The organism is Marinomonas transparens (assembly GCF_016463975.1).
GTDB lineage: Bacteria > Pseudomonadota > Gammaproteobacteria > Pseudomonadales > Marinomonadaceae > Marinomonas > Marinomonas transparens.
On the sequence record NZ_JAEMNX010000014.1, the window covers coordinates 89,607 to 102,648 of the forward strand.

10 protein-coding genes are annotated in these 13,042 nt (G+C 43.4%); 2 read left to right on the plus strand and 8 right to left on the minus strand.

Going from position 1 to position 13,042, the window contains the following annotated elements; translation table 11 throughout:
* Positions 1 to 5 precede the first annotated feature (5 nt).
* Together nadD and I8J31_RS12475 are read right to left on the minus strand one after the other, a co-directional pair.
* Positions 6 to 671, minus strand: coding sequence for a nicotinate-nucleotide adenylyltransferase (gene nadD, locus I8J31_RS12470; protein ID WP_325101203.1), 666 nt, complete (start codon positions 669 to 671; stop codon positions 6 to 8).
* The gene (locus I8J31_RS12475; RefSeq protein WP_199468897.1) at positions 661 to 1,920 is read right to left on the minus strand and encodes a glutamate-5-semialdehyde dehydrogenase; all 1,260 of its coding nucleotides are present in this window, start codon (positions 1,918 to 1,920) and stop codon (positions 661 to 663) included. Before I8J31_RS12475 ends, nadD begins: the two co-directional genes overlap by 11 nt.
* Positions 1,921 to 2,051: 131 nt before the next feature.
* Between I8J31_RS12475 and tsaA the strand changes: the two genes are divergently transcribed.
* Complete coding sequence (gene tsaA, locus I8J31_RS12480) at positions 2,052 to 2,780, plus strand: tRNA (N6-threonylcarbamoyladenosine(37)-N6)-methyltransferase TrmO (RefSeq protein ID WP_199468898.1); 729 nt, start codon at positions 2,052 to 2,054, stop codon at positions 2,778 to 2,780.
* Complete coding sequence (locus I8J31_RS12485; protein WP_199468899.1) at positions 2,777 to 3,025, plus strand: hypothetical protein; 249 nt, start codon at positions 2,777 to 2,779, stop codon at positions 3,023 to 3,025. Before tsaA ends, I8J31_RS12485 begins: the two co-directional genes overlap by 4 nt.
* 135 nt (positions 3,026 to 3,160) lie before the next feature.
* On the opposite strand, the gene rpsA is transcribed toward I8J31_RS12485, so the two are convergent.
* The 6 genes from rpsA to gyrA all read right to left on the minus strand — a co-directional run bounded on the left by rpsA (position 3,161) and on the right by gyrA (position 12,961).
* Complete coding sequence (gene rpsA, locus I8J31_RS12490; RefSeq protein ID WP_199468900.1) at positions 3,161 to 4,843, minus strand: 30S ribosomal protein S1; 1,683 nt, start codon at positions 4,841 to 4,843, stop codon at positions 3,161 to 3,163.
* Positions 4,844 to 5,007: 164 nt separating this feature from the next.
* A complete protein-coding gene (cmk, locus tag I8J31_RS12495) occupies positions 5,008 to 5,691 on the minus strand; it encodes a (d)CMP kinase (RefSeq protein WP_199468901.1) in 684 nt (227 codons plus the stop codon).
* A gap of 22 nt (positions 5,692 to 5,713) precedes the next feature.
* Entirely contained in the window at positions 5,714 to 7,954 is a 2,241-nt protein-coding gene (locus I8J31_RS12500) for a carboxyvinyltransferase (protein ID WP_233402757.1), read from the minus strand.
* A 22-nt stretch (positions 7,955 to 7,976) separates the two neighbouring features.
* Entirely contained in the window at positions 7,977 to 9,098 is a 1,122-nt protein-coding gene (pheA, locus tag I8J31_RS12505; protein ID WP_199468902.1) for a prephenate dehydratase, read from the minus strand.
* A gap of 4 nt (positions 9,099 to 9,102) precedes the next feature.
* The gene (gene serC / locus I8J31_RS12510) at positions 9,103 to 10,182 is read right to left on the minus strand and encodes a 3-phosphoserine/phosphohydroxythreonine transaminase (protein WP_199468903.1); all 1,080 of its coding nucleotides are present in this window, start codon (positions 10,180 to 10,182) and stop codon (positions 9,103 to 9,105) included.
* Between the two features lie 100 nt (positions 10,183 to 10,282).
* Positions 10,283 to 12,961 carry a DNA gyrase subunit A gene (gene gyrA / locus I8J31_RS12515; protein ID WP_199468904.1) on the minus strand — a complete coding sequence of 893 codons (2,679 nt, stop codon included), beginning with the start codon at positions 12,959 to 12,961 and terminating at the stop codon, positions 10,283 to 10,285.
* Between the last annotated feature and the right edge of the window lie 81 nt (positions 12,962 to 13,042).

A 13,042-nucleotide genomic window follows, 5' to 3' on the forward strand; every position in this document is an offset into this window, starting at 1 on the left:
TTATCCTATCGATATAATTGATTTTTTTCTATGTATGCTTGAACAGGCTCCGGTAGCAAATAAGCAATAGATGACTGCTTACGGCAAAGAGATCGAATCATGCTTGAAGAGATCCCTAGTGGCGTTAATGTTTCCAACCAGACCAGTCCTGAGGGCGCGCATTGTAACTCAAGCGGCGAAGCGGCACGATAGTTTTCGCAGAATGTATTCAACTCCGAAATCAAATCTGGCTCCCAGCCGGGACGAGATACAACAAAAATATGGGCATATTGAATTAAATCCTGCCAATTGTGCCAAGTTGGTAAGGATAAAAAACTGTCCATCCCCAATACCATAATCAAAGGTTCATCGACACCAACATCATCACGAATAGCATGCAATGTGTCTATGGTATAGCTTGGCCCTGCACGCTTAATTTCACTGTCATCGACCACTAATCGGCTATCACCAGAAACCGCCATATTGACCATATCCAGTCGTTGTTTAGCCGTAACACTCGGCGCACTCTTATGGACAGGTTGGAAACACGGAATCAATTTTAGTTCCCGAAAGCCGTAACGATCTAATATTTCCACTGCTGTACGCAAGTGCCCATTATGAACTGGGTCAAATGTCCCCCCCATAATGGCGACGCCAACTCTTTCTTTGTCATTCTTAAAATTAATTGTCACGGGTATGACCATCACCCAGCACTATATACTTTTGACTGGTTAGCCCCACCAAACCTACAGGGCCACGCACATGTATTTTATCTGTTGAAATACCTATTTCGGCACCAAGACCATATTCAAAACCATCGGCAAATTGCGTAGAGGCATTCACCATGACGGAAGAAGAATCCACTCCAGTCATAAAAGTACGAGTCTTAGAGTAATTCTGAGACACAATAGCGTCCGTGTGATGCGAGCCATATTTATTGATATGAAGAATTGCCTCGTCAATATCTTTCACTATTTTCACAGAAAGCTTAGGTGCCAAATATTCTGTATACCAATCTTCTTCCGTCGCCTCCCCAATGACAGAAGACAACGCCTGAGAAGCAGTACATCCCACTAATTCAACATTCTTATCTTGATAACCAGCAATTATTCTAGGTAAAAAGCTTTCCGCTACATCTTTATGAATAAGCAAAGATTCCATGGCCCCACACACACCATAACGACGAGTTTTAGCATTTATAATAATAGAAAGTGCCTTATCAAAATCTGCTTCATCATCAATATAAACATGACAATTACCATCTAGGTGCTTAATCACTGGCACTTGTGCATCCCGACTAATACGCTTAATCAGGCCTTTACCACCACGAGGGACAATCACATCCACATACTCAGGCATAGTAATCAGTTTACCTACCGCCTCTCTATCTGTGGTGTTTAAAACTTGCACGGCATGTTCTGGCAAACCTGCTTTATCTAGCCCTGTAATAACAGCTTGGGCAATAGCTTGATTAGAATAAAAAGCTTCCGAGCCTCCCCGTAAAATAGTCGCATTACCAGATTTTAAACATAGGCTTGCTGCGTCAATCGTCACGTTTGGACGAGACTCGTAAATAATACCAATAACCCCTAAAGGCACACGCATCTTGCCGACTTGAATACCGGATGGACGATAAACCATGTCCGTTATTTCACCAATAGGATCAGGTAGAGCCGCCACTTGTTTAAGCCCTTCAATCATGCCATCGATACGGGCATCATTAAGTAGCAAGCGATCCAATAAAGCGGCATCCAGCCCCTTTTCTTTACCATTTTTAATATCTTTAGTATTTTCCTCTATCAATCGAGGTCGGGCCTCTTCCAAAGCAGTCGCCATGGCAATTAGCGCCATATTTTTTTGCTCTGTCGATGCTTTAACAAGCTGACGAGAGGCCACCCTAGCTTGCTGACCAATTTGATTCATATAGGATTCTAAAGACATTATTGGATCTCTAACTAAATTAAATAATGGATGGTAAATCGTAAAAATGTCGCGAACGATTTAATCTTGCCAGTATACTACCACAATCTTTTTATTCGTTTAGTGTGGAGCCCTACAAAAAGGAAAGCAATGTGACACCCAGCAACTCATATACCCTATCTACAATTGGCATTGTACATTCTTGTTATAAAGAAAAATTTGGTATCCCTCGGCAGCCTGGCTTAGTTAACGCCGCGACCGCTCGCATTGAACTTGTTTCCCCTTACAATCGCCTAGACACACTAGATGGGTTAAATGATTTTTCACACATTTGGGTTCAATTTATTTTCCACGCCAACCTATCCACTAGCTGGAAAGCAAAAGTGCGTCCACCACGTCTTGGCGGGAAGGAAAAAATGGGAGTATTTGCAACACGTTCTACCCATAGACCCAATCCAATAGGCCTGTCAGTTATAAAACTCGGCAACATTTACCAAGAAGGTAAAAAAATCTTTATCGATTTGCACGGTGCAGATCTACTTGATGGCACACCTATTTTAGACATTAAGCCTTACCTTCCCTACGCCGATATAATTGAAGAGGCACAAGGTGGGTTTGCACCTACTCCAACAGAAACCAAACCTGTTGTCTTTTCCAAACTTGCTCAACAACAATGTATTGAATACCAAGAGTTGCACAAAACAGACATAAGCACTTTAATTAAACAAATAGTCGCTCAAGACCCTCGCCCTTCTTACTTATCAGATCAAACAGATAGAGAGCATGGCATTCAACTTTGGGATATTGACATTAAATGGTGTGCAAGAAATACACACCTAGAAATTCTCCGCTTAGAAAGTAAGCAAGAGAGCAAAGAATGAACAAAAAGCAATTTCTTAATACCTATAAAAAAATCGACGCTCTGAATAAAGACAAGGCAACTCCTAACGAGAAGCCGACACTATACCGCTCAGAGCACGATGAACGCCTAATAAAGGACTTCCATTACGCGAAATTTCAAAAAAACCAACAAGTAGCACAACAAAGTGAAGCATTAAAAAGCTTATTAGAAAAAGAAGAATGGGACGAGGAAGACACACAAAAATTATTAGATTCACTACGCTAAGAAACTACACCGAGTCTATACCCATGGTTATCCACATGTTCTGTGTATAGTTTTCTTGTCAATTAATTCATAAATTTTTGATATAAAAAAAGCGGACCGAAGTCCGCTTTTTAATGACACTTAGAAAATCAAAACTTAGTTTTGGTTTTCTAGCTGAGCCTTGATCAAATCACCGATAGTGGTAGGACCATTTGCTTCAGTTTGTTGTTTCTCAGTATGAGATTTCAACGCCGCTTTTTCTTCAGTCGCATCTTTCTGCTTGATAGAAATTGCGATAGTACGAGCTTTACGATCAACATTAATGATCGCCGCTTCTACACTGTCGCCTTCTTTCAATACTGTGCTCGCATCTTCAGTACGCTCACGGCTGATTTCAGATACTTTCAATGTCGCTTCTACGCCTTCAGCAAGAACAACGACAGCACCTTTAGCATCAACAGAAGCAACGGTACCAGTTACAACAGCACCTTTATCATTCTCTGCTACGTAAGCAAGGAATGGGTCTTCTTCCAGTTGCTTAACACCAAGAGAAATACGCTCGCGTTCAGCATCAATAGACAGAACAACGGTTTCAAGCATGTCGCCTTTCTTGTATTGACGAACGGCATCTTCACCAGTCTCTTCCCAAGAAAGGTCAGATAGGTGAACAAGACCGTCGATACCGCCATCAAGACCGATAAACACACCAAAGTCAGTGATAGACTTGATTGCGCCAGAGATCTTGTCGCCTTTGTTGAAAGACGTAGCAAATTCTTCCCATGGGTTCATAGTACATTGCTTGATACCCAAAGAAATACGACGACGCTCTTCGTCGATGTCTAGGATCATAACTTCAACTTCATCACCGATCTGAACAACTTTAGATGGGTGAATGTTTTTGTTAGTCCAATCCATCTCAGATACGTGAACTAGACCTTCTACGCCTTCTTCAAGTTCTGCGAAGCAACCGTAATCAGTCAAGTTAGTAACACGAGCTGTGACTTTGTTGTTTTCTGGGTAACGGGCTTTAATAGCAACCCATGGATCTTCACCCAATTGTTTAAGGCCTAGAGACACACGGTTACGCTCGCGGTCAAACTTAAGAACCTTAACGTCGATTTCATCGCCAACAGCAATGATTTCGCTTGGGTGTTTAATGCGTTTCCAAGCCATATCTGTGATATGTAGAAGACCATCAACACCACCAAGGTCAACAAACGCACCGTAATCAGTAAGGTTCTTAACGATACCTTTAACTTCTTGACCTTCTTCAAGAGAAGCAAGTAGCGTTTCACGTTCAGCGCTGTTAGTCGCTTCCATAACGGCGCGACGAGATACAACAACGTTGTTACGTTTTTGATCAAGCTTGATAAGTTTGAACTCTAGATCAACACCTTCTAGGTGAGAAGTATCGCGAATTGGGCGAACATCTACCAAAGAACCAGGCAAGAAAGCACGGATGTTAGCGATATCAACTGTGAAGCCACCTTTAACCTTACCGTTGATAACACCGTGAACGATGGCGCTTTCTTCGTAGGCTTTCTCAAGCACAGACCAAGTTTCAGCACGTTTCGCTTTCTCGCGAGACAATTTCGTCTCACCGAAGCCATCTTCAACAGCATCAAGAGCTACTTTAACTTCGTCACCGATGTTTAAGCTAAACTCACCACTATCCGATAGGAATTGCTCACGAGGAATCACACCCTCAGATTTAAGACCTGCATGAACAGTTACCCATTCGCTGTCGATATCAACAACGATACCAGTAACAATTGAGCCTGGCGCCATTTCGACGGTTAACAGGCTTTCTTCAAACAGTTCTGCGAAGCTTTGAGTCATTGTATTTCCTATATAATCGGTTTAGCTAGGCTAAACCTTTATCCACATTGCCAGCAAATGTGGGTCAATTTTTTTGGATGTTGCGACAAAGGCATGCTGGCCCCTCGCCGACTTGAATAACATTTGATCTATTCTAGCACATTTTAGACGCACAAAAGAACAGGTTATACGAGTCCAGCCTTTACTGTTTCAGCAAAAACCATCTCGACAACCTGTTCTATTGTTAAGTCTGTACTATCAATTACCAGTGCACCTGCAGCAGGCACCAGAGGGGCGATAGCACGGTTGGCATCTCGCTCGTCTCTTTCTTTAATGGTTTTGACAAGTTCGTCTAGATTAACAGTTCCACCTTTTTGCTGCAATTGCAGCATGCGTCTTTGAGCTCGCTCTTCAGCAGAAGCGGTTAAGAAAATTTTAATCGGTGCATCAGGAAACACAACTGTCCCCATATCACGACCATCTGCGACCAAGCCAGGAGCCTGTGCAAAAGCCTGCTGACGAAGCAATAAGCCTTCACGCACCTCAGGAATAGAAGCCAACTTAGATGCTTGATTGCCCACTTCCTCAGTGCGAATTGCCTGAGTAACCGTCTCACCCTCTAAGACAATCTCCACTTTACCATCTGCAGAATGCTCAAACTGAATATCAAGATGCTCAGCAAGCACCTTTAAAGTATCGACATCTTCAGCAGACATCCCATGATGAGAAACAGCCAGCGCAAGCAATCGATATAAAGCACCACTATCTAGCATGTGCCATCCCAGCTTTTCTGCGACCAATTGGCTCACCGTGCCTTTACCAGCGCCACTTGGACCATCAATCGTAATAACTGGGGCTTGGTTTATCATAACAATTCCTCTTTAATCTCTGTTATGCCACAGAACAATGAAAACCCAATTGCTTTGCGACATGCTCTAAGCCATTAAATTCTTCTAATAATTTTTGGCAATCATTAACCTTGGTAGAAGCTTTGCTTCGCACACCTAATGCAAGCATAGCAAGCGCTAATCTATCGTCTCCGACACAGTCCACCTCACCACCTTGAGGGACACCACCTTCAATAATCAAATCTCCAGACTGATAACGACAAGCCACCTTCATATGGTTAAGCGCATCTACCAAGGATAAAACTCGATCCTCATCATAGTAGGGCAAGGCACTTATCCCTTGAATTTTACTTTCCCCTTTAGCATACGCTGCGGCGACGCATAATAAGGGTAATTCTTCTCTTAGTCGATAAGTCTGAGCTGGTAACAGTGTAAATGCTTTTAACTCTGCAAATCCTCCCTCTACAGAACCTTCATATACCTCATCTCCATTCAGCGGATTTAAAGAAATATTGGCACCGATAGATTGTAAAAATTCAAGATAACCTGATGAAACCGCACCTAAGCAAGCATTCTGAATAACCAAATCTGAACCCGGAGACAAAGCTGCCAATAAAACCAACCAAGCAGTTTTACTTACATCTCCCGACAAAATAAAATCAGCCCCAGTTAAAGGCTTAGAAAAAATATGAAAACCACTATTCGTCTCACGAATATCAGCGCCAAATTGACGCAATAAAACTTCACTATGGGATAAGCAAGGCTCTAGGACCTCTAACACACCTTCATAAGGAGAATATAGAGCCGCCAATAAAGCCGCCATTCTTAGCCGTTCAGACCCAGTTTCTAGACGAATAGAAACATCTGAAGGAGTCCCCGGTGAAAGATAAACAGGCAAGCAATCTGTGACAGAAGATTCTAACTGTCCTCCCATTTTGCGAGCCAAATCAAACAACTCTTTCATTGACTGAGACAGCAGCTCTCCCTCAGCAGTAACGGTAACAGGAAACTGCTGACCCGCTAAAACAGGAATCAGTAAATGCAAGCTGTCCCTCGACTGATGAACATTGATAGGCGCAATCGGTGCCTTTAATCCTTGAAGCCCAACACCATGCACTCGCAGCTGATCAGTGGCAATCTCTTCAATTACCACCCCCATATCTCTAAAGGCTTGCACGGTAACTCGAACATCACCGGTCAAATCAATGTTCTTTATATTACTTACACCTTGCGAAAGTGACGCCATGGTAATGGCTTTATGTGACAGCGATTTGTCACCTAATAAAGAAATTTTTCCTTTAATAGCCGAAGCAGGCAAAACCGTAACAGAAACAGAACGAACCTCTTCTATTGATCCTATGGTACGCAGCTCTAGCAGGCGAAGAAAATGATCTCGCGCAGACTTTGCTCGAGTAAACACACCAAACATACTAGCGCCATCACCTTGTTCAATCGCTGTACGCATATCAGCAAGTCGATCGGTAAAATGATCCAAGGTGGCGAGCGTAGCCTCCTTATTCGCCATAAAAACATCACGCCACATCACAGGGTCACTAGAAGCAATACGAGTAAAATCTCTAAAGCCACCCGCAGCAAACTTGAAGATATCTTGGCTACGCTCACTGCTAGCAAGCGCATCAACTAAAGTATAAGCAAGCAGATGAGGTAAATGACTTGAGGAAGCAAGCACATGATCATGATGCTCTACATCCATACTCACCACATCCGCCCCAACGGCCTTCCATAAGCGATGTAAACAATCAAGTAAAACAGGGTCACTGTCAGGTAAGGGCGTAACAATTGCCATATGCTTTTCAAACAACAAAGAGTTGGCAGCTAAAACACCACTTTTTTCGGCACCTGCAATAGGATGACTAGGAATAAAGTGCGTCGGCACCTCACCGAACACTCGGCGCGCCGCTTCAACCACACTGCCCTTGGTAGAGCCAACATCCGTTAACAAGGTAGTCGAAGAAAGCAATGGCTTAAGATCTGACAACACAGATTCCATAGCCCGAACAGGGGTGGCTAGAATGATCACATCCATTTTAGCCACGTAGTCAGCAGACAATTCAGCAGGATAATCAATAACACCAGTGGACACTCCAAGCGCCACCTCACCATTCCTACGGTCCACACCATAGAGGGTCGCCAAACCACGCTCTTTCAGAGCTTTAGCAAACGAGCCACCAATCATACCAAGACCAACAATCATCACATTGCCAAATCTTTTCTTTTGATGCGTCATATCAGAAGGCGTTTTGAAGTCACTCTCATTATTCAAAGCAGAATACTCTCACTCATCACTACAGTACAGCTACCGGATAAGAACCCAATACCTTAACCTCAGATGCCCTTTCCTGCAGCTCACTAATCACTGCCTGACATGACTCTTCAAGATAATGGCCAACAAAATCAATATAAAAAACATACCCCCAGCGACTCACCAATGATGGGCGAGTTTCTAACCGCGTCATATCCACGCTATGACGTTCAAACGCTTCAAGCAAGCGATACAAGGCACCAGGTTCATTTTTTGCACTGATTAATAAGGAGGTTTTATCCTTACCACTTGCTGGCACCAACTGGTTACCAACAATCAAAAATCGGGTGGTATTATCAGGGTGATCTTCAATATTGGCTGAGACTTTTACAAGACTATACAGCTCACATGCCACTTCCCCAGCAATCGCAGCAACAGCACGACCATTCAAACCGGCTTCAGAAGCAAGACGAGCCGCTTCGGCATTTGAACTAACTGCGATTCGCTCAGCATGGGGCCAGTAACGATCCAACCAAGCACGACACTGAGCCAATGATTGCTGATGAGAGTAAATATGCATCACATCTTCAGAGTTAATATGTGGGCTTACTAATAAGTGATGATGAATACGCTCTTCCACCTCCCCACATATTTTTAAACGCGAGTCACGAAAGCTATCCAAAGTGTGATTAACCACACCCTCCGTCGAGTTTTCAACAGGCACAACACCATAATTAGCGGCACCAGACTCTACTTCGCGAAACACCTCATCAATCGCCGCCATAGGCGCACTAACAATGGACTTACCAAAGTGTTTCAATGCAGCCTGCTGGGTAAAAGTCCCTTCAGGACCTAAAAAAGCAATGCGCATCGGCTTTTCTAGTGCCAAGCAGGAAGACATAATCTGACGAAAAACCTTCGCCATTTCTTCATTATCTAAAGGTCCTTCATTACGCGACATAACTCGGCGTAATACCTGAGCTTCTCGCTCTGGGCGATAAAAAACAACCTTTTCATCACCCTGCTCAGCCAATTTAACTTCAGCCACTTTTTGCGCGCATCTAGCACGTTCATTGATTAAAGACTGGATTTGAGAATCAATTGAATCGATGCGATCTCGCAATAAAGGCAAGGTATTCGGCACGGTTTGGTTTGTATTTGACATAATATTATCCGTGACGTTTTTCAAAAGCAGCCATGAAAGCAATCAGAGCCTGAATCCCTTCCATCGGCATGGCGTTATAAATGCTTGCACGCATCCCACCAACTGAACGGTGACCTGCCAAGGTTCTTAAGCCAGCCGCCTCAGACTCTTTAATAAATAAAGCATCTAAAGATTGATCAGAAAGAATAAAAGGCACATTCATACGTGATCTAAAAGCCGGATCAATAGGGTTAGAGTAAAAAGTACTGGCATCAATATAATCATACAAAGCTTGCGCCTTCCGTATATTAAGCGCCTCCATCGCCGCCACACCACCTTGCTCTTCCAACCACTCAAAAACCAAATCTGCTAAATAAATAGCAAAGGTTGGCGGAGTATTGATCATAGAATCATTGGCCGCTAGATTAGCAAAGTTCCAAATCGATGGCAGACTATCATCACAACGCTTCAGAAGATCCTTACGCACAATACAAATAACAACGCCCGCAGGTCCAACGTTTTTCTGAGCCCCCGCGTAAATCATGCCATACTGACTAACATCGATTTTTCGAGACAAAATAGTAGAGGACAAATCGGCAATGATAGGCAAACTCGTTTCAGGCAAATCAGCAAACTCTAAACCACCAATGGTTTCATTTGGGCAAAGGTGTAAATAAGCGGCTTTTTCATCAAGTTGAAGAGTTGAAAAATCTGGAACAGTGAGATATTTCTTCTCTTTAGAAGAAGCAACGACTTTTACATCCGTGTACCTTTTCGCTTCTTTAATCGCTTTACTAGACCAAGCACCGGTATCTAAGTAGCAAGCAGAATCAAAACCGTTTGTTAAGTTAGCAGGAATCTGGGCAAATAATGTAGAGGCGCCACCCTGAACAAACAAAATTTCATAATCATCATTAATATCAAGCAAACGAGTTAGCCGCGCCTTCGCGGATGCAAGTATCGACATAAACTCAGCACTACGATGACTCATTTCCATAACGGAAACACCTGCACCATGCCAATCCAACAGCTCAGCTTGTGCTTTCTTTAAAACCGCTTCAGGAAGCGCTGCTGGTCCAGAACAAAAATTATATACTCGGCTCATTCCGCCTATTACCTCAAAAAGTTCTTAGCTTCTAACGACAATCAAAAAAAACATAACTAAGACATAACAAAAGCGACGCACCTAGGTGCGTCGCTTTTAATTACTCTACGTCAGAGTCTGGGACATCTGGAGAATCATCTTCCGCAGTAGATATCTGCTCGATAACAGCATCACCCTCTTCCGCGTCAATCTCTTCTTCATCGTCTTCAATAACTCGCACCACACCTACCAAATGTTCATCGTTAGTGAGGCGAATTAGGGTCACACCCTGAGTATTCCGTCCTTGGCAAGACACTTCTGTCACACGAGTACGAACCAAAGTACCCTGATCAGTAATCAGGATAATTTCATCCGTTTCATCGACCTGAGTCGCTCCAACAACTGGCCCGTTTCGATCAGAAACCTGAATACCAATAACCCCTTGACCACCACGGCCATATGTAGGGAAATCTTCAACCAAAGTACGCTTACCAAAGCCATTTTCACAAGCCATCAGCACTGCCGCGCCTTTCTGAGGCACGATAAGGGAAACGACCTTAGCCCCCTCACCCAAACGAATACCGCGCACACCAGCCGCTGTTCGACCCATAGCTCGAACATCAGACTCTTTAAAGCAAATAGTCTTACCAGACGAGGAAACAAGCATGATGTCATTCTCGCCATTGGTAACAGAAACACCAACTAACTCATCCGATTCATCTAGACTCAAGGCAATTAGACCCGTTGAACGAGGGCGAGCAAAGTTTTGCATTGCGGTTTTCTTCACAGTACCGTTAGCCGTTGCCATGAAAATATAACTGTTTGCCTCTTCAACTACTTCGTCATCTGCCACCTCAGCGCCATCGGCATCAGGTTTTTCAACAACAGGTAATGGTAATAAAGCAGATATCGCTTCACCCTCACTTAAAGGAAGCAAGTTGACGATAGGACGACCCTTGGCATTACGACTTGCAACAGGAATTTCAAACACGCGCAACCAATAAACCTTACCAAAGTTACTAAACAACATAATGGTGTCATGGCTACTGGTAACCAGAAGATGCTCAATATGATCTTCATCTTTCATACTAGCTGAAGATTTACCGCGACCACCACGACGCTGAGCTTGATACTCTTCGAGTGGTTGCGATTTGGCATAACCAGTATTGGAAATAGTCACAACCATTGGCGCTTCATCAATCAAATCCGCAATGGTTAAGTCTTGTCGGGAGGTTAGGATTTCAGTACGACGTGCATCACCAAAACTAGCACGTACCTCTTCTAATTCCTCACGAATCACTTCCATCAAACGATTCGGATTAGATAGAATCTCTAGCAACTCAGCAATCAGCTCAATAAGAGACTTATACTCTGCCAATAATTTATCGTGCTCCAAACCAGTTAAACGGTGTAGACGCAAATCCAATATAGCCTGCGCTTGATCTGGCGAAAGATGATAAGCACCATCAACAAAGCCATACTGAGCTTCAAGGTCATCAGGACGGCAGGCATCAGCACCGGCGCGTTCCAGCATGGCCATGACATCTCCTGGCTGCCAAGATGCATCAATTAATTTTTCTTTTGCTTCCGCTGACGTTGGCGAAGTTCGAATCAATTCAATAATTCGATCTATATTAACGAGAGAAACAGCAAGACCTTCGAGTATATGACCACGCTCACGAGCCTTACGAAGTTCGAAAATGGTACGACGGGTAACAACCTCACGACGATGCTTAACAAAACATTCTAAAATCTGTTTAAGGTTAAGAAGTTGCGGCCTACCATCGACCAAAGCAACCATATTGATACCAAATACAGATTGCAATTGAGTTTGAATAAAGAGGTTATTTACCACGACATCAGGGTTTTCACCACGACGCAGCTCAACAACAATACGCATGCCATCTTTGTCAGATTCGTCACGTAACTCACTAATGCCTTCTAATTTTTTCTCTTTAACCAGTTCCGCAATTTTTTCAATCAGTTTTGCTTTGTTTAACTGGTAAGGAATTTCGGTAAAGACAATAGACTGTCGGTTACCCTTTTCCATTTCCTCAATATGGTGACGAGCGCGCATATGAATACGACCCCGTCCCGTTTTATAGGCATCAATAATACCAGCACGGCCATTAATAAAAGCGGCCGTAGGAAAGTCTGGACCAGGAATATAGTCAATTAACTGCTCAATCGTTACATCTGGATTATCAATAACAGCAAGACAACCATCCAGCACCTCACCAAGATTATGAGGAGGAATATTCGTTGCCATCCCAACCGCAATACCTGCTGAGCCATTGACCAGCAAACCTGGAATGCGAGCTGGCAAGACCTCTGGCATAAACTCTGTGCCGTCATAGTTAGGCACAAAATCAACGGTTTCTTTTTCCAAATCCATGAGAAGATGATGAGCAATCTTCTCCATGCGAATCTCGGTATAACGCATAGCTGCAGCGCTATCACCGTCAACAGAACCAAAGTTTCCTTGTCCATCAATTAAGGTATAGCGTAATGAAAAAGGCTGCGCCATACGAACAATGGTATCGTAAACAGCAACATCACCGTGGGGGTGATATTTACCGATAACATCACCGACAATACGCGCCGATTTTTTATACGGTTTATTCCAATCATTTTTAAGTTCATTCATCGCAAATAGAACGCGACGATGAACTGGCTTCAACCCATCTCGTACATCCGGTAATGCTCGACCGACGATAACGCTCATTGCGTAGTCTAGGTAAGATCCCTTCAATTCGTTTTCGATACTGACGGGAATAATTTCTTTGGCTAATTCACCCATATATACAACCGATCCTTATGCCTCGGAGTCTGAGAGACTTCCTAATATCTTTTTTATAAGCGCTGCATTGTACCATAACGA

Bases quoted from the DNA above. Each gene is read 5' to 3' on its own strand.
- I8J31_RS12475 (WP_199468897.1), bottom strand. From the start codon at position 1,920: ATGTCTTTAGAATCCTATATGAATCAAATTGGTCAGCAAGCTAGGGTG.
- pheA (WP_199468902.1), bottom strand. From the start codon at position 9,098: ATGTCAAATACAAACCAAACCGTGCCGAATACCTTGCCTTTATTGCGA.
- gyrA (WP_199468904.1), bottom strand. From the start codon at position 12,961: ATGGGTGAATTAGCCAAAGAAATTATTCCCGTCAGTATCGAAAACGAA.
- I8J31_RS12485 (WP_199468899.1), top strand. From the start codon at position 2,777: ATGAACAAAAAGCAATTTCTTAATACCTATAAAAAAATCGACGCTCTG.
- rpsA (WP_199468900.1), bottom strand. From the start codon at position 4,843: ATGACTCAAAGCTTCGCAGAACTGTTTGAAGAAAGCCTGTTAACCGTC.
- cmk (WP_199468901.1), bottom strand. From the start codon at position 5,691: ATGATAAACCAAGCCCCAGTTATTACGATTGATGGTCCAAGTGGCGCT.
- serC (WP_199468903.1), bottom strand. From the start codon at position 10,182: ATGAGCCGAGTATATAATTTTTGTTCTGGACCAGCAGCGCTTCCTGAA.